22 protein-coding genes are annotated in these 22,833 nt (G+C 56.9%); 11 read left to right on the forward strand and 11 right to left on the reverse strand.

Annotation, left to right across the window (positions count from 1 at the left end):
• Window positions 1-5 precede the first annotated feature (5 nt).
• The 3 genes from EY643_RS07985 to EY643_RS07995 form a co-directional block, all read right to left on the reverse strand.
• Window positions 6-644, reverse strand: coding sequence for a glutathione S-transferase family protein (locus EY643_RS07985; protein WP_152661700.1), 639 nt, complete (start codon window positions 642-644; stop codon window positions 6-8).
• Between the two features lie 2 nt (window positions 645-646).
• Entirely contained in the window at window positions 647-1,819 is a 1,173-nt protein-coding gene (locus EY643_RS07990) for an acyl-CoA dehydrogenase family protein (protein ID WP_152661701.1), read from the reverse strand.
• Window positions 1,820-1,956: 137 nt separating this feature from the next.
• A complete protein-coding gene (locus tag EY643_RS07995) occupies window positions 1,957-2,973 on the reverse strand; it encodes a helix-turn-helix transcriptional regulator (protein ID WP_170287323.1) in 1,017 nt (338 codons plus the stop codon).
• 146 nt (window positions 2,974-3,119) lie between these two features.
• Here EY643_RS07995 and EY643_RS08000 point away from each other — a divergent pair, with 146 nt between their 5' ends.
• Window positions 3,120-3,872, forward strand: a complete 753-nt coding sequence (locus tag EY643_RS08000; RefSeq protein ID WP_170287324.1) for a substrate-binding periplasmic protein — start codon at window positions 3,120-3,122, stop codon at window positions 3,870-3,872.
• A gap of 3 nt (window positions 3,873-3,875) precedes the next feature.
• Here the strand turns inward: EY643_RS08000 and EY643_RS08005 are convergent, their stop codons facing one another.
• A complete protein-coding gene (locus EY643_RS08005; protein ID WP_152661704.1) occupies window positions 3,876-4,538 on the reverse strand; it encodes a DJ-1/PfpI family protein in 663 nt (220 codons plus the stop codon).
• Window positions 4,539-4,622: 84 nt separating this feature from the next.
• On the opposite strand from EY643_RS08005, the gene EY643_RS08010 reads away from it, so the two are divergent.
• On the forward strand, window positions 4,623-5,117 hold the full coding sequence (locus EY643_RS08010) for a dihydrofolate reductase (RefSeq protein ID WP_152661705.1): 495 nt from the start codon (window positions 4,623-4,625) through the stop codon (window positions 5,115-5,117).
• Here EY643_RS08010 and EY643_RS08015 read toward each other — a convergent pair.
• From EY643_RS08015 to EY643_RS08030, 4 genes are read right to left on the reverse strand one after another with little or no spacing between them, the layout of a single operon-like run.
• The gene (locus tag EY643_RS08015; RefSeq protein ID WP_152661706.1) at window positions 5,110-5,724 is read right to left on the reverse strand and encodes a hypothetical protein; all 615 of its coding nucleotides are present in this window, start codon (window positions 5,722-5,724) and stop codon (window positions 5,110-5,112) included. The genes EY643_RS08010 and EY643_RS08015 overlap by 8 nt on opposite strands.
• Window positions 5,724-6,092, reverse strand: coding sequence for a VOC family protein (locus EY643_RS08020; RefSeq protein WP_152661707.1), 369 nt, complete (start codon window positions 6,090-6,092; stop codon window positions 5,724-5,726). The genes EY643_RS08015 and EY643_RS08020 overlap by 1 nt, the downstream gene beginning before the upstream one ends.
• Window positions 6,093-6,097: 5 nt before the next feature.
• Window positions 6,098-6,622 carry a DUF1993 domain-containing protein gene (locus tag EY643_RS08025; protein WP_152661708.1) on the reverse strand — a complete coding sequence of 175 codons (525 nt, stop codon included), beginning with the start codon at window positions 6,620-6,622 and terminating at the stop codon, window positions 6,098-6,100.
• A gap of 3 nt (window positions 6,623-6,625) precedes the next feature.
• Window positions 6,626-7,909: a spinster family MFS transporter gene (locus tag EY643_RS08030; RefSeq protein WP_152661709.1), complete on the reverse strand. Its 1,284-nt coding sequence runs from the start codon at window positions 7,907-7,909 to the stop codon at window positions 6,626-6,628.
• 133 nt (window positions 7,910-8,042) lie between these two features.
• On the opposite strand from EY643_RS08030, the gene EY643_RS08035 reads away from it, so the two are divergent.
• Genes EY643_RS08035 through EY643_RS08060 form a run of 6 tightly spaced genes read left to right on the forward strand, consistent with a single transcriptional unit; the run spans window position 8,043 to window position 16,576 of the window.
• Window positions 8,043-9,125 (forward strand): efflux RND transporter periplasmic adaptor subunit, encoded by a 1,083-nt coding sequence (locus EY643_RS08035; protein WP_152661710.1) that lies wholly within the window; start codon window positions 8,043-8,045, stop codon window positions 9,123-9,125.
• Window positions 9,126-9,127: 2 nt separating this feature from the next.
• On the forward strand, window positions 9,128-12,280 hold the full coding sequence (locus tag EY643_RS08040) for an efflux RND transporter permease subunit (protein ID WP_152661711.1): 3,153 nt from the start codon (window positions 9,128-9,130) through the stop codon (window positions 12,278-12,280).
• Window positions 12,281-12,282: 2 nt separating this feature from the next.
• Window positions 12,283-13,650: a glutamine synthetase family protein gene (locus EY643_RS08045; protein ID WP_152661712.1), complete on the forward strand. Its 1,368-nt coding sequence runs from the start codon at window positions 12,283-12,285 to the stop codon at window positions 13,648-13,650.
• Window positions 13,651-13,659: 9 nt separating this feature from the next.
• Window positions 13,660-14,805, forward strand: coding sequence for an iron-containing alcohol dehydrogenase (locus EY643_RS08050; RefSeq protein ID WP_152661713.1), 1,146 nt, complete (start codon window positions 13,660-13,662; stop codon window positions 14,803-14,805).
• Window positions 14,806-14,825: 20 nt separating this feature from the next.
• On the forward strand, window positions 14,826-15,707 hold the full coding sequence (locus EY643_RS08055; RefSeq protein ID WP_152661714.1) for a bile acid:sodium symporter family protein: 882 nt from the start codon (window positions 14,826-14,828) through the stop codon (window positions 15,705-15,707).
• Complete coding sequence (locus tag EY643_RS08060; RefSeq protein WP_152661715.1) at window positions 15,704-16,576, forward strand: DMT family transporter; 873 nt, start codon at window positions 15,704-15,706, stop codon at window positions 16,574-16,576. Before EY643_RS08055 ends, EY643_RS08060 begins: the two co-directional genes overlap by 4 nt.
• A gap of 28 nt (window positions 16,577-16,604) precedes the next feature.
• Here EY643_RS08060 and EY643_RS08065 read toward each other — a convergent pair whose 3' ends face one another.
• Window positions 16,605-17,741 carry an aromatic ring-hydroxylating oxygenase subunit alpha gene (locus tag EY643_RS08065; RefSeq protein ID WP_152661716.1) on the reverse strand — a complete coding sequence of 379 codons (1,137 nt, stop codon included), beginning with the start codon at window positions 17,739-17,741 and terminating at the stop codon, window positions 16,605-16,607.
• 117 nt (window positions 17,742-17,858) lie between these two features.
• Between EY643_RS08065 and EY643_RS08070 the strand changes: the two genes are divergently transcribed.
• Both EY643_RS08070 and EY643_RS08075 read left to right on the forward strand, forming a co-directional pair.
• Window positions 17,859-18,458, forward strand: coding sequence for a TetR/AcrR family transcriptional regulator (locus tag EY643_RS08070; RefSeq protein ID WP_152661717.1), 600 nt, complete (start codon window positions 17,859-17,861; stop codon window positions 18,456-18,458).
• 11 nt (window positions 18,459-18,469) lie between these two features.
• Window positions 18,470-20,458 carry an alkyl/aryl-sulfatase gene (locus EY643_RS08075; RefSeq protein ID WP_240732862.1) on the forward strand — a complete coding sequence of 663 codons (1,989 nt, stop codon included), beginning with the start codon at window positions 18,470-18,472 and terminating at the stop codon, window positions 20,456-20,458.
• Here the strand turns inward: EY643_RS08075 and hisA are convergent.
• Complete coding sequence (hisA, locus tag EY643_RS08080) at window positions 20,448-21,212, reverse strand: phosphoribosylformimino-5-aminoimidazole carboxamide ribotide isomerase (protein WP_152661718.1); 765 nt, start codon at window positions 21,210-21,212, stop codon at window positions 20,448-20,450. The two genes, EY643_RS08075 and hisA, sit on opposite strands and share 11 nt — an antisense overlap.
• 413 nt (window positions 21,213-21,625) lie before the next feature.
• On the opposite strand from hisA, the gene EY643_RS08085 reads away from it, so the two are divergent.
• Window positions 21,626-22,000: a VOC family protein gene (locus EY643_RS08085; RefSeq protein WP_152661719.1), complete on the forward strand. Its 375-nt coding sequence runs from the start codon at window positions 21,626-21,628 to the stop codon at window positions 21,998-22,000.
• A 24-nt stretch (window positions 22,001-22,024) separates the two neighbouring features.
• Here EY643_RS08085 and EY643_RS08090 read toward each other — a convergent pair whose 3' ends face one another.
• A complete protein-coding gene (locus EY643_RS08090) occupies window positions 22,025-22,831 on the reverse strand; it encodes an amidohydrolase family protein (protein ID WP_152661720.1) in 807 nt (268 codons plus the stop codon).
• Window positions 22,832-22,833 lie beyond the last annotated feature (2 nt).

The raw sequence follows: 22,833 nt of genomic DNA on the forward strand, positions 1-22,833 counted from the left end.
TCTGGTTATTTGAAAATGCTGCCTTCTTCGCCGAGCACGACCACTTTCTGGAAGGCAGGGCGTTCGCGCATGCGGTTAAGGTAGTCACGTACCTGGGGCTTGTAGCGTTCGTCAATTTTCAGTACCTCGCCCAGGTGCAGGGCATAGGTGATATCAATGTCGGCAATGGTGAACCGGTTGTCCACGAGGTATTCGCGGCCGTCTTCGAGGAAACGGTTCAGCCTGCGCAGGCGGGCGTGGTACCACTTCATATAGTCTGTTGCCGCATCCGCAAGGCCGCGCTCGGGCGGCTCCTGCAAGGTGTAGCGAATGTACACCGTCTGGGGGAATGTGAGCGTGGCATCACTGTGAAACAGCCAGTTTATGTACTCCCCGTACTCCGGATGATCCGGTCTGAGGCCGAACTCGTGTTTGCCGTAGCGCTCCACCAGGTAGAGAGGGATGCCTGATGACTCTGTCATATGGACATCGCCGTCAATCATATAGGGAATGGTGCCCAGCTCATTGACTTCGAGAAATTCTGGCTCGGTAAAACGTGGCGGAAAGGGCATGACCTGAACCTCGTAGTCAAAACCCATTTCCTCCAGAGCCCAGATCGCGCGCAGCGAGCGCGCGTTGTGACAGTGCCATACTTTGATGCTCATGGTCAGACTCCGTATTGACGAGAGGCCAGGTCGCGCATGATTTCTTCTGATCCACCGCCGATGGCCTGGACGCGGACTTCGCGGTAAATACGCTCTACCCGGTTATCGCGCAGGTAGCTTGCGCCGCCGAGTATCTGGCTGGCTTCCCTGGCACAGAATTCCATGGTCTGGCTGCACTGTACTTTGAGTAAGGCGATATCGCCAAAGTTGGCATTCCCCTCGATGATTTCGCGAGAGCAATGGTTGATCATGGCCTGGCAGGCGTTGATCTGTTGTTTCATCTCCGCAATCTTGTGGCGAATGACCTGGTGGTCGGCCAGACGCTTGCCGAAGGTTTTGCGCTCTTGAGCCCAATTCACGGCTTCCTCGAGGCAGACTCGTGCATAGGCCTCCATCTGCACTGACATGGCCATGCGCTCGCTGTTGAAATTGTTCAGAATCACGAGAAAACCGTGGCCTTCCTCTCCCACAAGATTTGCTGCTGGCACCTTAACATTGTCGAAGTAGATGGTGGCTGTGTCGGAGCACCACCAGCCCTGCTTGCGGTCCAGCTGGGTGCGAGACACGCCCTCGAGGTCCATCGGGATCAGCAGCATGGAGACGCCAGCCGGGCCTTCGTCGCCAGTGCGCACGGCGGTGGTGGTCCAGTCGGCCCTCATGCCACCCGAGATAAAGGTCTTGGACCCATTGACGATGTAGTGGTCACCCTCGCGGCGGGCGGTGGTCTGGATGTTGGCGACGTCCGAGCCGCCGCTGGGTTCGGTGATACCCAGGGATATTTTCTTGCTCCCGTTCAATACAGCCGGTACGACTTGCTGTTTTACCGCTTCACTGGCGAAGTTAACGACAGGCGGCAGACCGATACCGTGCACCAGCAACGAGGGGAAGATGCCTCCAACACCGACGCGGGAAAGCTCTTCGTTCAAGATGTTGACGTGCCAGAGGTCGATTCCCTCTGAAATGCCGCCGTACTCCTCGGGGTAGCCCAGGCCCAGCATGCCCACATCTGCGGCCTTGGGCCAAAGATCGTCGGGGAGTGCGCCCGCTTCATCCCAGTCGGCCGCATAGGGCATGATTTCGCGATCGATAAAGCGGCGCAGTTGGGCGCGCCATTCCTCGTGCTCTGACGTCAGGTGGGGGTTGACCAGGCGGGCGCTGTCGAAGTCCAGGGCCATTGATTTTCTCCAGTTTCGGGTTTGTGGCGGGCGAGGGCGATCCTCGCCTCTCGTCGAAGAGAGCTAAGTTTAGACCGATGGCTGGGCGGCGCCCCTTTTTGGGTGCCAATCGCATGGGATTTGGTGCCACAGCAGCCCTAGTGGAGGCGGTGCTCCAGTGGGGACCTGCCGTACCAGGACTTGAAAGCGGTAGAAAAGGAGCCCTGATCGCTGTAGCCGAGCAGAAAGGCGATCTCGGTCACTGTGAGGCGTTCGTCAGAGAGATAGCGCAGGGCCAGATCTGCCCGCAACTGCTGCAGCACTTGCTGGAACTGGGTGTCGCGGTCTGAAAGACGCCTTTGCAGGGTGCGGCGTGACAGGTTCAGCGCTTCAGCAACACCGTCTATATTGCCCCCGCCCTGGGGCAGGAGACGCAGCAGAGTCTCCCGCAGTTCCTTGAGGAACTGGTCGCGGGGCTCGGCCTCATCGAATAGTTGGTCTACCGGCAAGTGGGCCAGCGTCGTGCTCAGGTCGCCGTAGGGGCGGGTCAGGGGATAGTCCAGTGTGTCCCGAGCAAAATACAGGCAGCTGACCGGTTGATCGAAGTACAGCTTGTCCCCAAACAATGTGTGCAATAGCGTCACATCCCTTGGTCTGCTGTAGGTGAAATGGGCCTCCAGAACCGGAATAGGCTGGACACACAGGGAGTCTACAATGGCGGCCGATATGACCAGAACAAAGTCGCTGAGAAAGCGCTGTTGCTCGCTTGGTTGCCACAGAGGGAGCCACTGTAATTTGAGATATTGCCGTTCAGTCTGCATCGCGACTTCGCCCAGATCCCCGGTGGTGCGCAACATACTGGGCATCAGGTTGAGATATTCACGAAAAGTTGTACACACTGTAGACATATAGAGCTGCAGGTGCAGCCCGTCGACGTAGCCGATGCGCCCGGTGTAGAGCCCCAGGTTGCCATCATCGCTGTATTCAGTCGTCAGCTCCGTCAACCTGAGTGCCTGTGCCACGGGAAAACGCTGCTCAGAGTCTTTCAGCAGATGCTTGTCGATGCCCGCCTTGACCAGCAGGGTGTCGATTGGCACTCCCAGTGACTCTCCGGCCTGGACGATGGAGCTTACGAAGGGGCTGTAGACACTCCAGCTCGGATTGAGCTCCTGCATAAAACGGCCTTGTTCCCTGTTGCGATGGATGAGCGGGCGTATTTTAACAGCCGCCCATAATAGCTTTCTATAACCCACCATGGAAATTCGCGAGCGTGGGGTTTATGCTCACTGGCCTCCAGATAACGAGATCCACTGAGGTCACTATGATTCGCACTCTTTCTGCACTGCTCCTGGCCTGCCTGTTTGGCAGCAGCGTGGCTGTTGCCCAGCAACCGTTGAAATTGATGGCGAATACCTCGCCTCCTTACGCGGATGAAAAACTGCCTCAGCGCGGCCTCGCGATTGAGCTGGTCGAGCACGCTTTTGCCGGGACCGGGGTCGAAACCAGTGTGACTATCGAGAGCTGGTCGCGCGCGCTGGAAGGGGCACGGCTTGGAGTCTATAACGGGCTGGCTACGGCCTGGTATTCGGATGAGCGAGCCCAAGACCTGGTGTTTAGTGAACCGTATCTCAGCAGCAAACTCATCGTTCTGAAGCGGCACGGCGACCCCAGGAACTACACTCGCCTGGAACAGCTGGCGGGGAAGCGTTTGGGTATCCGTACTGACTACGCCTATCCAGTCGATCTGGCGGCCATTCCCGGCTTACAGCTTGTGGAAGAGAATCACCTGATCCAGAACCTGTTAAACCTGATCAACGGTGAGGTCGATTTCGTCATTGGCGACCTGCGCACCGTAAACCATCAGCTGCACGAATACCTTGCCAGCAGTCGCCACAAGGTGAAAGTCGCCAATATTTCACTGCCATCGGTTGCCCGCCATGTCGCGGTCAGCCGCAGCTATGCCGGTCACGAAAAAGTTATCGCCAACTTCAATGCCTCGCTGCAGCGGGCCAGGAAAGACGGCAGTCATCAGGCCATTGTCGATCGCTGGGACCAGCGCTACACGGCCAAGTAAGTTCTAGATCAGCCCAAACGCCCTGGCGCCATTATTGAGCTGGTCGTAGAAGGGATCGCTCGCGGCGTCCCGGTGCCACTGGTACTCGGCGCCGTCCGCCGCTGCGACGGCTTCGTCTTCCCCCCACAGCTTGGCTATCAAGGCCAGGCTCATATCCATGCCAGCAGAGACGCCCGAAGATGTAAAAAATTTGCCGTCTTCCACCCAGCGGGCTTCCTCTACCCATTGGGTGTCACTGGGCACCATCGCGCTCAGTGCAAAGAACTGCTTGTTGGTCGTTGCTCTGCGCCCATCCAGCAGGCCGGCTTTGGCCAGCAAAAGTGAGCCGGTACACACCGAGGTCGTGTATTGTGCGTCGGCAGATTGTTGCTGCAAAAATGCGAGGATGGTGTTGTTTTCGAGTTCCGGCAGGGTGCCGAAGCCTCCGGGCAACACGATAATGTCTGCCTGCGGCGCATTGGCGAAATTGTAGTCTGGCGTAGCCCGAGGGCCTGCGCCGACGGCCTGACCCATAGCGGAACCAACAGGCTCCACGGTGGCAGCGATCAGTTTTATATCAACATGTTCTGGCCCCAGCATCGAATACATTTCCAGCGGTCCGAACAGATCAAGCAATTCGAAACCCGGGTAGAGGATACCTGCGACGAGAAGTTTGCCTGCACTCATAGTGTTGTACTTTTCTGTCTGATTAAGCTCTGAATCTAGCAGTGTCGGGGCTAATGTCCAAGGCTTGATATGCTAGAGTGAACCATGTCTCTCGCCTTGATCTACGCTCGCTCGCAAAACTACTGTATCGGCAATAACGGCCTTTTGCCCTGGCGGTTGCCCGCCGAATTCGCCTTTTTTAAACGGACCACGATGGACGCCGCGATCATCATGGGGCGCAAGAGTTACGAAGATCACAACTGTGAGTTACCGGGTCGCTTGAATATTGTGATCACGCGGCAGGGCGACTATCCCCTGGCTTCCGGCGTATTGCGGGCGGATTCGCTGGCGCAGGCGCGAACCCTGGCGAACGAGCACCGTGTGCGTCCATTTGTGATTGGCGGAGTGGGTTTGTTTCGAGAGGCATTGCCAATCGCCGATACCGTCTTCGAAACAATCGTCGATGCACATGTCGACGGCGACACCTTCGTGGACGCCTTTGACTTTTCTCGGTGGGACACGGACGAGCTGCTACACCATCCTGCAGACGAAGAACACGCTTTCTCTTTCACTGCCTACAGTCGAACAAGGCCTACATAGAACTCATCAGGAAGCCCGTGATAGCTGCATTGTTGTGACTCAGGGTAGGCACGACTTCGTCGCGAACGTCTTTGACCAACTTCTGGTATGCCTTGTAGAAAGCCCAGCTGGGGGTGGGGTGGTAACGAAAATCCTCAATTTCCAGATAAGCGAGAATGCCCTTGGCCGTGGTGGGCTTCACAAATACTTCGCGCTTGGGGGCGTAGTAAAAAGGGACAACAGAAATCACCGACCACTTGGCGAGTTTGTGTTGCTTGAGCATGCCCAGCATAATTTCGAAGCCCAGCTGTTTTCTGCCGTGAATTCTCTGGTACACCGCGTCAGAAAAATCCTGTTTTTCGTGGCTATTGAGGCCATGAATGAAATCTCTGAAGCGCGGTTTTTCGAAGCGTGACACCATCGACGAGCGACTGGTGATGGTGAGCACATCGGAACAGACTTTTTCAGGCCGGCCGAACGCGGCTTTCCCTAAATTCTCTCGCGCAAATTCGGTGAGTTTGTCGATATTGTGCTTCTTGCGGACAGTCTCCAGGCCAGGATCGGCGAAGCCACCGGGATAGCGCTGGAGAAAATCAGCTTCTGCCTGTTTTAGTTTTGGCAGGTTCATCAGCCGAAGCAGAATACGTTTAGCTTGTTGCCATCCAGATCACGGAAGTAGCCCGCGTAAAAACCCTCCCCTCGAGGCCCTGCGGCGCCTTCGTCAGCACTACCGAGTGCCAGGGCTTTGGCGTATACGCGGTCAACTTCTTCTTTCGTGTCAACCTGTATGGCAGCCATTACGCCATTGCCTACTGTGGCCGGTTCGCCGTTAAAGGGTTTGGTGATGGAGATAGGAGTGCTGTCTGCACCCGTCGTCCAGGCCACAAATGTTTCTTCATTCATGTAGCGCTTGGCACCGATTTCCGCGAGCAATTCATCGTAATAAGCGACTGCTTTGTCGAGATCGTTGGTGCCGAGCGTGAGGTATCCAAGCATGGTACCTACTCCTGGTGAGTGCGCACTGCGCCGAGGTAGTCCATCTTGCCGAGATTTACACCATCGGCGCGAAGCAGTGCGTAGATGGCGGTGGCATGGAAGTAAAAATTCGGTTGCGAGAAAGTCTGGACGAAACTTTCAGTGGTGAAGGGGATTTCAAAGTCGCCCATTTTAAACTTCATGGGATTGCCACTCATGGCGTTCACGGCTTCAGGCGTCAGCGCTTCCAGTGCTTCGATGGCTTCATCTACGAGGCCTGCGTAGCCTTTCCAGCCTTCAACGTCGACTTTTGGAGGAGGCGTAAACACGCCGGCTTCGATGCCACGGATGGCGCCCAGCGAGTGGTGCCACACAGAAATAATCTGAAACGTCATCGGATGCATGTCATCCGTCATCCGTAGATTGAGCAGGTCATCCGGGTTGCCACCGTTTGCCGTGGCGTGTTCGGCACCTTTGGCCAGTACGTTTTTGACTGCGCCTAGAATCTGCAGGTAGTTGGGCACGGTGATGTCGTAGAGTGATAAAGCCATGTGTTATTTGTCTCTCAAGTGAGTGGATCCAAGGAAGAAGTGAATCGATGCCCACACGCAGGTCGCGGGAACGACATAGAGCATAGCAGTGCGCAGGGATTCTGCACCGAGTTCGGGAGCGAGATAGTCACTCAGTGCCCCGATCAGGGTAGGGCCCATGCCAAGGCCAATGATATTGATCACGAGGAAGTAGAGGGCGGATGCGGTGGCACGCATACGCGGCTCGACCATGCCGTGGGTTAACGCCAGGGCGGGGCCGATATAGCAGGTGCTGAAAATGCTTGGCAGGAAGTTTACGAGCAACGCTGCAGTCTTGCTCTCAGTTGTCAGGACGAATGCGGTCAGGGGCGCCATCAGGAGCACGGTAATAGTGGGTACCCACATGTACCAACGGCGGTCATTTTTGCCGGCCCGATCTGCAATATAGCCCGCCAGAAACGTGCCCAGGCCGCCAAACACACCGGCACCAATTGCCAGCCAGATACCCAGTTCTGCGGTTCCCATGTCATGGCTGCGAATGAAGAACGGTGCGGTCCAGTTGACCATGCCATAGCCCACTAGAGAATTGAGCGCAGAGGCAATGAACAGTTGCCGCAGAGCTCGCTGCTCCCAGATTCGGCTGACAACCGAACCCAGGGATGCGTGGCTCTTGTCAACGACAGCCTGTTCCGACCAGCCGCGAAGGGGCTCAGCCACCGTAGTGCGAATCCATATCGCCAGTAATACGCCCGGGGCGCCTACCAGCACGAAGGCCCAGCGCCAGCCCAGCACTTCATTGAGAATTCCGCCGAGGAAGAAACCGAACATAATGCCGATGTTGATCCCCAGACTATAGGTGGACATCGCTGTGGCTCGTTTTTCCGGAGGAAAAATGTCCGAAATCATGGAGTGCGCGGGGGGGCTGCCGCCAGCCTCACCGACGCCGACCCCGATTCGGGCCATCAGCAACTGGGTGTAGTTCATGCACGCGCCACTGATGGCGGTCATAAAGCTCCAGGTGCCCACCGCGAGGGCGATGATGTTGCGGCGGTTGCCGCGATCGGCCCAGCGCGCGATGGGTACGCCAGCAGACACGTAGAACAGTGCGAACGCGAAGCCGGTTAGCAGGCCCAACTGGGTATCAGACAGTTGCAGGTCTGCCTTGATCGACTCCTGCAGAATGGAGATAAGTTGACGATCAATAAAGTTAAAGGAGTAGACCAGCGTCAGCACCATCAGAACATAGGTGCGGTAGGCGGGTTTCGCGTAAGGGTAGTCTTCACCTGGAGTCTGTGGAGTGACAGCCATTCGTTGTCCTGTTTTGCATTATTGTTAGAACCGTTGTCATCTTAGCTCCTGGCAGCGCAGAGTGCATCCTACTCTGGTGTCGAGCGTCAAAACGCGAGATCATTGGCAGCTGCATAAACCTCGAGACTATTCGATGTCGAACCCCTTTTATCGCCGGTGGATGGTCCCCGCGCTGTTCTTTTTTTCGCCAATGACGCTGGCTCAGACGCCGGCGGCTCCCGTCGTAGTGGCCGCTGCACAGCAGGCCGAGGTCGTTCAGGTGGTACAGCTGACGGGCACCGTGACGGCCCAGCGTGACGCTCGATTGTCGGTGGCAGTGGCTGGGTTGGTAGAAAGCCTTGCCGTAGATGCGGGTGACCATGTCGAAACCGGAGAGGCCATACTGCAGCTGGATGCGGAATTGGCAGAACAACAATATCGGGCAGCAGAAGCCGCCCATGCCAGGGCCAGGCACGCGATGGAAGATGCGCAACGACGTTTGGCCGAAGCGCGTCGCCTTGCACCACAACAGAGTATCGCTGAAACCGCCGTCCGGGATCTCGAGTCTGAGGTGGCTGAGGACGAGGCAGAGCTCAGCCGACTGAGGGCAGAACTCGCCTACCGCAAAGGCGTGCTCGACCGGCACACAGTCAGAGCACCTTTCAGCGGTGTGATCGGTGCGCGGTCGGTGGAACTGGGAGAGTGGGTCGCGCCCGGAGCGGCGGTAATGTCTCTGGTTTCTACCGAGGATCTACGCCTGGACTTTCAGGTGCCGGAGGATTATCTGGGGCGGGTTGCGAAGGGCAATAAGGTCCAGTTTAATCTCGGGGCAGACAAAGAGAACGCCTATCCTGGGACAGTGATAGCTGCCGTTCCAGTGACCGACCCCACGGCGCGCACGTTTCTTGTCCGGGTGGTGCCCACCGGAGAAATCAGTGGCTTGTTGCCCGGAATGTCAGCAAACGTGACGCTTCGCCTTGGAGACGGACAGAAAGGGACGGCAGTACCTCGCGACGCAATTCTTCGCTATCCCGACGGGCGCGTTATCGTGTGGGAGGCCGTTAGTGAAAATGGGGCGCTTGTGGCCAGAGAACGCCTCGTACAGCCGGGCTTTGATTTCGATGGCCTCATTGAAATTCGCAGTGGGCTGGATGAAAACGCCCGGGTGGTCGTCGAGGGTAATGAGACCCTGCGGAACGGCCAGGCACTCGATGCCCGTGCCTCGGGGGCGCGCTGAACGTGTTTGAGAAAATTGTCGCAAAGGGCACGCTGGTCGCAGTTTCGGTACTGATTGTTGCGCTCCTGGGCATACTCGCCGCGACCCGGATCCCGGTGCAGATGATTCCTGACCTCGATGTGCGCACTATCGGGGTGCGCACTGTCTGGCCCGGGGCAACGCCGCAGGATGTGGAGAAGGAACTGATCATTGAGCAGGAAGATTTCCTGCGCAATCTGCCCAATCTGTCGCGCATCACCGCTACCGCCCAGAGCAGTTCGGCCAATATCAGGCTGGAGTTCCCGCTCGGCGTCGATATGACCGATATGATGATTCGGGTGAGTAACGCTCTCAGCCAGGTGCCGAACTACCCGGAGAATGTCGACGAGCCGGCGGTCTTCGCCAGTTCATTTTCCAGCAATGCTTTCATGTTCTTTAACGTGATGCCGCTGCCTGGTAATCCGCGCCAGCTGGATATGGATCTGGTACGCGATTTCCTGATTGATAACCTCAGGCCACGCATGGCAAGTGTGCCCGGTGTTTCGGAAGTGGATTTCTGGGGTGGTTCAGTGCGTCAGGTGCAAATTCTGGTGGACCCGGCCCGGCTGGCTCAGCGCGGTCTGACACTGATGGATGTGCGCAGTGCGATTCGTACGCGCAATCAGGATCGATCCGGCGGCGACCTTTCTTCAGGCAAGCGCCAGTATCTGTTGCGCACCATCGGGCGCTTTGAAAGCCTGGAAGAGTTGAAGGACCTGATTCTTGCTCGGCGCGATGACAATATTATCTACCTTAAGGATGTAGCAGAAGTACAGCTGGATCACTTTGAAAAACGCCAGTTCGCGCGCTATAACGGCCGGGAGAATATTACGATCGCTGTCCGGCGAGAGTCTGGCTCGAATGTCATTGAGATCAAGGAGAAGATGCTCGCGGAGATGGACATCCTGCGGGAGAAAGTGCTCAAACCAGCCGGGCTGGATGTTGTGCTGTCGTCTGACGACGTTCGCTACGTGGAGGATTCGGTAGCTACTGTATGGAAGAACCTGATCCTCGGGGCATTGCTCGCAACCGCGGTGATGTATCTGTTTTTGCGCTCTGGGCGGGCGACTCTTGTCGGCGTTATTGGTATCCCGCTTTGCATCATCGTGGCGTTTCTGGGCTTGCTGATCACAGGGCGCACGATCAATGTGATTTCCCTCGCCGGTATCGCTTTTGCCCTTGGGATGACGCTCGACAACAGTATCGTTGTGCTTGAGAGTATTGAACTGGAGCGACGCAGTGGAGCCAGTCGCTTTCAGGCGGCAGTCAACGGCGTGCGCAAGGTATGGCCAGCGGTGTTCGCGTCCACTATGACAACCGTCTTGGTCTTTCTGCCCGTACTCTTTGTTGAGCAAGAGGCAGGGCAGCTCTACTCTGATATTGCTATCGCGATCTCGGCGGCAATTCTAGCCTCGTTGGTCGTGGCCATCACTGTGTTGCCTACCGCAGCTGCCCGACTCGAATTCGTGAGTGAGTCGCGACAGGCGCGTGGCGCTGGGGATGGACCGGGTGGTGCGAAAGCATGGACCATGCGTCTGGTCGGCCGTCTGTTGCAGAGCCCGAAGAGTCGTCTCGTCACTGTTACTGTGGCGGTTTTTTCCAGTGTACTGATCATCCTTACGCTGACCCCTCCGGCAGAGTACTTGCCTGAGGGAGAGGAACCGAAGGTCTTTTCTTCTATGATCCCGCCGCCGGGGTACAACCTGGCAACCCTCGAGCGAATAGCGAGAGAGCTGGAAGACTATTTTCTGGACTTCGTAGATGCTGATCCAAAGGCGTACGACCGGGGCGAAATAGACGTACCGGCGATCAAGTATATCTCGATGCGGGTAAACGCTTCCCGTGTTGGCGGTCTTGTAGAGCCTTTGCGGCATCAGGACATTGAACCCCTGATGGACGCGCTGACCAGCAAGTACCGCGAGTACCCGGGCATGCGCGCCTTTGCCTCGCGCGGCTCCATTATTTCGAGTAACGACGGTGGCTCCCGTTCGATCAATCTTGATATCTCAGGCCCAGACCTGTTCACGCTGTTTGAGGTTGCCCGCACCATTGAACGCAGGGCCGAAGAGGTACTGGAAAATCCGCGTATTCAGAGCCAGCCTCGCTCGCTGTCGCTTGCACAGCCTATGATGGAGATTCGGCCGCGCTGGGAACGCGCAGCAGAGCTTGGTATTGACGCGAATAATTTGGGCTACACAGTCTCCGCTATGACTGACGGCGCTTTTGTTGACGAGTTTTTCCTCGATGACGATAAGATAGATATGTATCTCTACAGCGATACAGGGCTGGATGTGGAGCTGGAGAATATGCGTCAGGTGCCGCTGTACACGCCTCGCGGTGAAGTCGTGCCGTTGGGTGCGGTGGCTGAATTCAGGGAAAGTGTGGATACCAATGCCATTCGCAGAGTGGGCGGCCGCCGCACGGTAACGCTGAACATTATCCCGCCGAGGACGACGCCTCTGGAAAGTGGCGTCGAGCAAGTAAAGGCCGATGTGATGCAATACCTCATCGACAGCGGTGAGATTCCGGCCAATGTGAACGTGAGCATTTCCGGCGCGGCAGACGCATTACAGAAAACCCGGGACGCGCTGCTCGGCAACTACCTTGTGGCCATGTTTATTGTCTACCTGCTGATGGTCGCAATCTTTAACCACTGGGGCTATCCGCTGCTGATCCTCACCTCTATTCCGGTGGGTATTGCCGGTGGACTGATCGGCCTATGGGCGCTGAACGGCGTAGGGGCACTGCTGCCACTGCTGGGAGGTGCGGCGATTGTTCAGCCCTTCGATATGATTACTATGCTCGGCTTCCTGATACTGATGGGTACGGTGGTAAACAACCCGATTCTGGTGGTGCACCGGGCGGTGGAGAACTTCAGGGATGGTCTTGAACCACTGACGGCAGTGACCGAGGCGGTTCAGACCCGCTTGCGCCCCATCGCCATGTCCACTATCACAACCCTGTGTGGGCTCGCACCGCTGGTATTGCTGCCAGGCGCGGGGACAGAGTTGTACCGGGGGCTGGGCGCGATCGTGTTATTCGGTATTCTCAGCGCCATGCTGGTGACGCTCACGATGCTGCCAGCGCTGACAGTCATGGTGTTGGAATTCCAGCGTAAACGTAGCGAGCAGGAGTAAGCATGGCAGGCAATCTTTCTTTTGACGCCCTCAGGCAACAGGTAGAGGCGGGCAGTATCGATACGGTGATCGCGGCCATTCCCGATATGCAGGGCCGGCTGATGGGCAAGCGCTTTCAGGCCGAGTACTTTGTGTCCACGGCCTGGCAGGAAACGCATTGCTGTAACTATCTTGTCGCCACCGATATGGAAATGGAGACGGTGGCGGGATACAAGTCTTCCAGTTGGGAGGCCGGCTACGGTGATTACAGCATGGTGCCTGATATGGCCACGCTCCGGCAGCTGCCCTGGGTGGAGGGAACGGCACTGGTGTTGTGCGACCTGGTGGATCATCACAGCCATGAACTGGTACCCCATGCGCCGCGCACTGTCTTAAAGAAACAATTGCAGCGTCTGGAAGCTCTTGGCCTTGGCACCGCAGTAGCGACGGAGTTGGAGTTTTTCGTTTTCAGGGAAGACTTCGAGACCTTGCGTGATGCCGATTACACCGACATGACCACCATCAGTCCCTACAACGAAGATTACCACCTGTTCCAGACTGCCAGGGAAGAGAACCTGATGCGTAGTATTCGCACTGGCCTGCAGGGCGCCGGCGTTGCGGTGGAGAATACCAAGGGCGAAGCCTGCGCGGGCCAGGCGGAAATCAATGTGTGTTACACCGACGGCCTTGAGATGGCCGACAACCACGTACTGGTCAAGCAAGCGGTAAAGGAAATCGGGCTGCAGTGTGATCGAGCAGTCACGTTCATGGCGAAGTGGGATACCGATGCGGCGGGCTCTTCCAGTCATATTCACCAGTCTTTGCGCGCCGCTGATGGCACTCCCGTGTTCTATGACGCAGAAAAAAAGTACGGCATGTCTGACACCATGCGCCACTATCTTGCCGGCTTGTTGGCGCATGCCGATGATGTCACTTTCTTTCTCGCGCCGTATATCAATTCATACAAGCGCTTTGCTGAGTCTACCTTTGCTCCTACCAAGGCCGTGTGGTCTATGGATAACCGTACCGCGGGATATCGCATTGTGGGACCAGGGACAGCGTCTGTTCGCGTCGAGTGCAGGGTGGGCGGTTCCGACCTGAACCCCTATCTCGCTATTGCCGCGCAACTGGCGGCCGGCATCAAGGGTATTGAAGACAAGCTTGAACTGGAACCGGAGTTTTCCGGTAACGCCTATGAAGCCGAGGGAGTTCGCGAGATTCCCCGCACGTTGCGCGCAGCCACAGAGGCACTGCGCAATTCGAGCATGCTGCGCGAGGCGATGGGTGGCGAGGTGGTAGACCACTATGTGCGTTGTGCCGAGTGGGAGCAGGAAGACTTCGACCGCAAGGTTACTGATTACGAACGCAGGCGCGGTTTCGAGCGCGCCTGAGGATCCGCTATGAGTCTACAGGCTAATTGGTCCTATCCCACAGCCGTCCGCTTCGGGGCAGGGCGTATATCAGAGTTGGCCGAAGCCTGTACCGAGGCGGGCATCTCCCGACCGTTACTCGTGACCGACCGGGGCCTTGCGGACCTACCCATGGTCGGTGCCGCGCTGGATGCGATGGCCCAGGCCGACTTGGGTCGATCGCTGTTCGCCGGGGTGGATCCAAATCCCGATGAAAGCAACCTTGCTGCCGGGCTCGCCGCGTTTCGCGATGGGGGCCACGATGGCGTGGTTGCCATGGGCGGCGGCTCCGGGCTCGACCTGGGTAAACTGGTAGCGTTCATGTCCGGCCAGACGCGCCCGGTATGGGATTTTGAAGATATCGACGACTGGTCGAGTCGCGCTGATGTCGCAGGAATTGCCCCCATTGTTGCAGTGCCGACGACCGCAGGTACCGGGGCGGAAGTAGGGCGTGCGGGGGTGCTCTCCAACTCGGTTACGCATGAAAAGAAAATCATATTTCACCCTCAGATACTCCCCATGCAAGTGATCTGCGATCCGGAGCTTACCCTGAGTATGCCTCCTGCGATTACCGCAGGTACCGGGCTGGACGCATTCGCCCACTGCCTCGAGGCCTACTGCGCCCCCAACTATCACCCGATGAGCCACGGTATCGCTGTAGAGGGTATGCGCTTGGTGAAAGATAACTTGCTACAGGTATTTCGGGACGGCAGTAATATCGAGGCCCGGGGGCATATGATGTCCGCTGCATTGATGGGCGCCACCGCTTTCCAGAAGGGGCTGGGCGCCATTCACGCCCTGTCCCATCCACTGGGTGCGATCTATAACACGCACCACGGAACGACCAATGCCGTGCTAATGCCTGCGGTGCTCCGGTTTAATCGCCCGGCGATTGAAACTGCCATCGAGCGTCTGGCCGCCTATCTGGAGATAGAGGGCGGTTTTGAAGGCTTTCACCGTTACCTCGTAGAACTGAACAGCCTGTTGGGCATTCCGGGTAGTCTCACCGAGTTGGGCGTGGTCGACCCCGACATCGATCGGCTGGTTCTCGCGGCTCTCGCCGACCCCTCTGCTGGCGGAAATCCTGTTACCATGACCGGCGAAAATACCCGGGCCCTGATTGAGGCCTGTGTCTAAAACTATAAACGGGTTTCCGCATGGGTGAGTTATACGTCCAGTATGAGTACTGGTTCGCAACCTTCCAGTTAGTAACTGCCATGCTTGGCATGGGCGCTACGCTGACGGCACGAGATTTTGCCGATATTCTTCGCGCTCCTCGTGCAGTGAGCCTCGGGCTCGGCATTCAACTCCTGTTGATTCCCTTGGTGGCCTACCTGTTTCTCGGGGTTTTGGGTATTGTCGGTGGCCTGGCCATTGGCTTCGCCCTTATCGCGGCGATTCCCGGCGGCACGACCTCCAATATTTTCACTTTTTTTGCCCGCGGCAACAGTGCGCTTTCGATCTGTATTACAGCGATTACCACGCTCGCTTGCCTGGTGAGTACACCTCTGATTCTTTCGCTATTGATTAGTGACAGTCTGCCTGCCGACTTCAGCATGCCGACTGGCCAGATCATGTTCGAGATCGCAATGGCGCTGTTATTGCCGCTATCGCTCGGCATGTTGTTTCTCTTTATGTACCCGGTTGCGGCGGCGCAGTTTTCCAAGTGGTGTATCCGCGCATCACTGTTTGGCATCCTCTTGATTGTGGTGGGTTCTGCCAGTGCGGGCCGGCTCGACCTTGAAGCATTTGGTATGGCCAATGTCGCTCTCGTCGCCGGCTTTACTCTAATTCTGGTCGTTGTCGGTGCCAGCGCACCAAGAATTTTTGGCCTGGCCAAGCGCGACGCTATCGCCGTCGAATTTGAGGTGATCGTGCGCAATACCAATCTGGGGGTGATGCTCAAGGCCTCTCTTTTCCCCGCCTCAGCAGCGGCCACAGCCCACCTCGGTGACACGGTATTGTTTACGGTGCTGTTGTATGGCGGTTTTCAATTGTTGATAGCGCCGGTGCTGATCAGAATCTACACCCGCGAATGAATGCGGTTTTATATCTCTCCACCGTATTCATCTTTGGGACCACATGGTTAGCGATTTACTACCAGATTGGCGAAGTTCCTGTAACCGTCTCAGTGTTCTATCGCTTCGCTCTTGCCGCGATAATTATGTTGGTGGGCGTGCGTCTGCTCGGCAAACTACAGCACACTACCTGGCGGGATCAGGGCTACTTGTTTTTACAGGGTTGCTGCCTCTTTTCGTTTAATTTTCTTTGCTTCTACACAGCCACCGAGACAATTGCCAGCGGCCTGGTTTCCGTTGTGTTCTCGCTGGCTTCGATTTTCAATGCCATTAACAATCGATTGATCTGGAAGGAAGCAATTCCGCTAAGGGTGGTGGCAGCCGGTGCTATTGGTGCGCTGGGCCTGGTGCTGCTGTTCTTGCCCGAATTGCAAGGGGAGGGTGTCAGCCTCGTCTCCCCCCGAGGCGTTTTTCTGGCAATTCTGGGGACCTATCTGTTTTCTCTCGGCAATATGATCACTCGCCGCAATGGTTCTGTCGGGCTGCACCCTGTTACCACTAACACCTACGCGATGGCTTATGGCGCGCTGATTCTTGCGCTTGTATTGATACTTACTCAGCAACCGCTGGTCATGCCGACAGCGGCGGAGTATTTCCCGGCGCTGCTCTACCTGAGTGTGTTCGGCTCCGTCATCGGCTTCACAACTTACCTTCTTTTGGTAAATCGCATTGGCCCCAATCACGCGGCCTATACGACAGTGTTGATGCCAGTGATTGCCCTGTTTCTGTCGAGCTGGTTCGAGGGCTACGTCTGGTACGTAACTAGCTATGTCGGTTTGGGTTTGGTGTTGCTCGGCAATCTCGTACTTGTGCTAAAGCGCAGGGCTTAGCCTCTTTGGCTTCGTAACGACGCACGAGCTAGGCGATGGCATCGTCTACGTACCGATTGAATCTGGCAAGCGCGCCCTCAAACCGGCCAAAATTCAGATGGGCATTGGCGCCGCTGGCGAGTCCTGATTGTATCTCCTCTGCAAATTGAAAATCTTCGTCCAGGGTGAGTAGGGTGAATTCGTGGTTTTTCCGCCAGTAATCCCGCCTCGCTTCGGTGTTCTGTGTCGTTGGCACGAGTGTTGTTAGTTCCAGGCGAGTGCGGTCCGGCCCTAGCGGGATGCCGCGAATCCAGATGAAGTGATCAGACTGCACCAGGAACTGGGACCCCGGAAACAGGCTGTACAGGATGTTGGCGTGATCGCGGATCCGCCACTGGTCTTGTGGCATATCTGCCTGTGAGTTGATGGTGTTGCGCGGCAGTATAGAGCGTATATGGCGACCGTAGCATCGGTAGGAAGACAGATTGTCCGGGAACAGGCCCGCGATGGAGTCTGCGTGGGCGACGCGGAAGTGGTACGCCTCGAGTCCACCCTCAACCAGGATTTTCCAGTTGGCGTTGATATCGCGAACGTCACTGGCGAAGATCTGATGCTCATCGGCTCTCATGGCAAGCATGTCGCCTGCCAGGGCACCAAGATGCGCTTTTATGTCGATGTCGCAGTTTGTGTCCAGAGAGAGCCATATCCAGCCAGCGTATTCCTGGCAGGGAACAGCGACGAGGCCCAGAGCGGCGCGGTCCAGGTCTGGAAACCCTGTCTTCTGGTGGGGCACGCCAACCAGGTCGCCGGTATTGCTGTAGGTCCAGCCGTGGTAGGGGCAGCTGAAGCGAAGCTGGCAGCCTTTTTGGCCTCTGACCAGTGTTGCTCCGCGGTGGCGGCAGACGTTGAGAAATGCGTGTGCGCTGCCTTCCCTGTCGCGTGTGAGAAGAATACTGCGTCCGGCGATCTCGGTTGTGACATAGCTATCGGGTGCTGGCAGCGCGGAACTGTGCGCTGCGATCTGAGGGAGGGTCGCTGCAATATGCTCGCGCTCTCGGGCGAATATTTCAGGAGAGGAATAGCGCTCGAGGGGCTCGCGTGTCCACTGTTCATCCAGGAAAGGGGCTTTCTGGGCATGTAGGCCCAGTAACTCTTCGATCAATTCAATTTCGGTGCTGCGATCCATGGTGCGCTCTTAGCAATAGCCTTCTTACCGTTCGGTAAGTGTTTCGCAAAGGCTACTTACCGACTGGTAAGCTGTCAACTGCTGCGATAGAATCGCGCGTCCCAGCTGAGATAGATCATGAGTGAATCCACCCGAAAACAGTTTCTGCAGGCGGCTCTCAAGCTCTTCGCTGAGCGAGGCTTCTATGGCGCAAGTATTGCCGCTATTGCAACCGAACTGGGCTTGACCAAACAGGCGTTGTTGCACCACTTTGGCACCAAGGAAAAATTGTATGGCGAAGTGTTGGCACTTATCTCCGCCGCGCTCTCAGAAGTCACCGACGCGATCATTGCCGAGCAACTCGAGCCAGCGCAGCGTCTGGAAGCATTGGTACTCGCCCAGTATCAAGACCAGATGAACCATCCCGATGCTGCGCGCTTGATCATGCGTGAGCTGTTGGACAATGAGAAGCGCGCAGCCGAGGTGGGCAACTGGTACCTTAAATCCTATCTGGAACTGCTGGTCGCGACTGCCGGGCAAATTGATGTTTCTGGTAAAATGGACGAGGGCAGGTTGCTGGCCATGGTCTACCAACTGTTGGGGGCGGCACACTACTTTGCGGTATCAGGGCCAACCCTTGGTCAGATTTTCGGCGCGGGGCACTATCGCCAGACCCAAAACGCTTTTGAAGATGAATTACGGGTGCTGATACGCTCCCGTCTGGCGGCAATACAATAAGGACGAACAGCGTGAAACTACGATCTATTGCAATAGCCTGTGCAGCGTTAATGCTCGCGAGCTGCTCATCCGAGCAACATGAGGGCAGAGCTTCCACAGACTCAAGTGCCGGATTTTCGGCACCCTCGGAAAAAACAGCAGAGGCCAACCGTAAAATTGCCCAGGTCTTGCCGGACGATGCCGGCGCAGATCTTGAGGCGGCAAAGCGAGGGTTTATTGCCACTCGGACTGAGCCGCTGATCACCTCATCCGCGGGAGAGACGATCTGGAATCTGGAGGAATATACCTTCATCGACGGCCCAGCCCCTGACAGTGTGAACCCCAGCCTCTGGCGCCAGGCGACTCTGAACAATCTCCACGGCCTGTTCGAGGTGACCGACAGGATCTACCAGATACGCGGTTTTGACCTCGCCAATATGACCCTGATCAAGGGCGAGAAAGGGTTTGTTCTGGTTGACCCGCTCACCACGGAAGAGACAGCCGCTGCAGCGCTTGCATTCGCACGTGAGCACCTCGGTGATCTGCCGGTGACAGCGGTGATCTTTACCCATAGCCATATCGATCACTTCGCCGGGGTATGGGGTGTGATTGATCGCGCTGACTACGAAGCGGGAAATGTGCCGGTCATTGCGCCGGAAGGCTTCATGGAAGAGGCCACCAGCGAGAATATTATCGCTGGTGTCGCCATGGCACGCAGGGCTTCCTTTATGTACGGCCGCCGCTTACCGCGTGAAGAGCGGGGGCATGTGGGCTCAGGGCTGGGTAAATCGCCAGCGTTTGGCACGGTCGGTATTGCGGTGCCCACCGAGATTATCGATCGCACGGGTCAGAGCCTGACCTTGGACGGTCTGGAATTTGTATTCCAGGCTGCGCCTGGATCGGAAGCGCCCGCTGAGCTGACATTTGCCTTGCCGGAGCTCAAGGCCTACTGCGGCGCCGAGGTAGCTACCCGCAATCTGCATAATCTCTATACGCTGCGTGGCGCCAAGGTGCGCGATGCGCTCAAGTGGAGCGCCTATATCGACGAGATGATCGAACTCTCAGCGGGCAGCGACGTCTACTTCGCCAGTCACCATTGGCCAGTGTGGGGCAGGGCAGACATTGTTTCCTACCTCGAGACACAGCGTGACAGCTACAAATTTATTCACGACCAGACGGTGCGTCTGTTTAACCGGGGAATGACGCCGCGTGAAATCGCCGAGGAACTCCAACTACCCGCGAGCTTGCAGCAGGGATACGCCAACCGCGATTACTACGGCACTGTCTCGCACAATAGCAAAGCGGTTTATCAGGCATATCTGGGCTGGTATGACGCCAACCCGGCGAACCTGAATCCGCTGCCTCCAGAGGAATCCAGTAAGCGCTATGTCGCGCTGGCAGGTGGCGCGGAAGGCGTCATCGCTGCTGCGGAGGAGGCCTACACGGCCGGGGATTATCGCTGGGCAGCGGAGTTACTCAATCATCTGGTGTTTGCTCAACCATCAAACAAGACAGCTATGCAATTACTTGCAAATAGCTATGATCAGCTCGCATATACCGCGGAGTCCGGACCCTGGCGCGACGTATACCTCAGTGCCGCCTACGAGCTGCGCCACGGCGCGCCACAAGAGTCACAACTGCGTTTATCGCTGCTGGTGAACATGCTGGAGCAGACGCCAGTGGAGAAATTCTTCCAGACGATGTCAGTGCGGCTCGACCCGGAAAAGGCAGAGGGGGTCGATCGCCAGGTGGGTATCGTGTTCGACGACCTGGATGAGTCCTACCTGCTGACGGTCAAGAACTCGGTGCTGCATCACCGACCTGCCGACGACCTTGATGACGCAGATGTCGTACTGCGGATCACGCACGCCATGTTTGTTCGAATGTTGCTTGGGGACCTGGGCCTGATGGAGACCTTGACCTCGGATGACCTGAATGTGGACGGGAGTGCAGTTTCCCTGGCGCGATTCTTCGGTATGTTTGAGCAGCCGGATACCGAGTTCAATATCGTTACCCCCTAGGATTACGATTCCACGCAATACACTCGGCGAGGGAGACACCCTCGCCGCCGAAGATATCAAGCGCACTGCCAATGGTCAGGTCGACGCGGCCGTTGGAGAGTGCCTGAACGAGCTCCAGGTCCGCCAGGGCGCGGGCGCCACCTGCGTAGGTCACGGGAATAGGGCAGCTCTGGCCCAGTAGTTGCACCAGGTCTTCATCGATACCGCCCTGTAGGCCTTCTACATCCGCCGCATGCACCAGGAACTCATCGCAGTAGCCGGACAGTTCCGCCAGTGTCTCTGCGCTAACAGGCGTTTCAGTCACGGTTTGCCAGCGGTCGGTGGCGATGTACCACCCGCCCTCTGAGCGGCGGCAGCTGAGGTCCAATACGAGCCTGTCTTTACCGGCCTCTTGTAGCATTTCATCCAGTCGTGCCGCGGAGAGCTGGCCACGCTCAAACAGGTAGCTGGTGACGATCACGTGGGAGGCTCCGGCCTGGAGGAAGTCCGCAGCATTGTCGGCTTTCACTCCGCCGCCAAATTGCAGGGCGCCTGGCCAGGTATGAAGCGCGGACAAAGCCTGCGCCTGATTGCCCGGGCCGAGTGCGATCACATGCCCCCCGGTGAGATTATGTTCCCGGTAGAGGCTTGCGTAGTGGGCCGCATCGTGTGCGCTCACAAAATTGGTGTCGGCGCCCTCGTCGTTGAGGCTGCCACCGACAATTTGCTTCACCTGGCCCTGGTGAAGATCAATGCAGGGACGAAATAACGTCACACTCATATTCCATACTGATGGTGATCGGGGATTATAACGTTTCCGCATATGCCGGTGATAAAAAATCGCCAGATTCGAAGGCTGTAATGGCGCGTAATTGGTTCTGGACAGCAGCTTTGTTAAAACTGTAGCTGTCGTAAAGCGTGACTTGGAGAACATCATGCCGAAGCTGACAAACTGGCTAGAACAGATCGATGAATTATGGATTGCGGGGGCGTTCTTTGTCTGCGCTGCTTGTCTCGGTCTCGTCAGTATCCTCTAGATTTAAAGAGTTCCAGCCGCTATTCCACGGATAGGTGTGGCGATTTGGAAAACAGGCCTTCCAGGGAAGGAGGGCCAACTTCGCTCACACGCCTGAATGTCCCCCTTGGTCTATGCTGTGAATAACCCAGATCAATCCAAGGAAGCTTCCCATGCATGTCGGCGCCTTTTCCATCAGTCTCGCAGTTAAAGATTTAGCCACCTCGCGCGATTTCTACGAGAAGTTGGGCTTTTCGGTGTTTGCCGGAGAGATGGAGCACAAATTCCTGATGCTTAACAACGGTGAGCATGTCATTGGACTGTTTCAGGATATGTTTGAGCTAAATACACTGACGTTCAACCCTGGCTGGGACCAGACTGGCCAGAATGCCGAGGGCTTTACCGATGTGCGCCAATGGCAGGCGCACCTGCAGCAGCAGGGGGTAACGATTGACCAGGAGGTCACGTCTGAGAGTGGTGCCGGTTTTTTCCTGGTGCATGATCCGGACGGCAACCCGATCCTGTTTGATCAGCACAGAGCCGATTGACCTCTCGCAGCTTCAGCTGCGTTTTCAGGTTAGCCCAAACACACGCTTCGCATTGCCTGTCAGGAAAAGTTCTTTCACCTCGTCATCCAGCTCGAGCAAGTCGAGTTGGCCTAGTGCGACATCCGGGGTAATCATCGGGAAGTTGGAGCCGAACATCACCTTGTGCCTGCCATGCCCCTTCATGTATTCGACAAGCTCACGCGGATACCGTTTGGGTACGTAGGCAGATGTATCGATATAGACGTTCGGAAACTTGGTCGCGACCGCGATCATCTCCACATGCCATGGGTAGCCGATGTGGCCGCCCACGATCTTGAGGTCGGGGAAATCCAGTGCGATTCTCTCGATATGCGCAGGCCTGCCAGACTCAGAGCTCAACAGCGGCCCCGTATGTCCCACCTGCAGACAGATCGGCACATTCAGTTCGACGCAGGCCGCTAGAAGAGGGTAGTAGAGTGCGTGAGAGCAGGGCAACTCCCACAGCCACTGCACGATTCGCAGGCCTTTGAAGCCGTGGTCGTTAACGTACTTGCGCAGTGTTTGCACTGCCGCCACCGGGTCGCGCAGGTCGGCCGACGCCAGGCCATAGAATCGGCCGGGATGGGCTTCGATCGTGGCCAGCACTTGTTCATTTGAAATCAGTGGCCCCTGGGGGCCATACCAGGCAGACAGTATTGCCTGGCTGACGTTTGCCTTGTCCATGCAGCCGAGCAGAAAGTCGTCGGGGATATCCGACAGGTCGCTGCCAACCCAGCGCCTCAGTGACTCGAAGTACGGCTGGGACAGGAAGTGGGAGTTGGGTTGTTGGGCCCAGACGTCAATGGCTTGCATGG

This window comes from Halioglobus maricola (genome assembly GCF_009388985.1).
Classification (GTDB): domain Bacteria; phylum Pseudomonadota; class Gammaproteobacteria; order Pseudomonadales; family Halieaceae; genus Halioglobus; species Halioglobus maricola.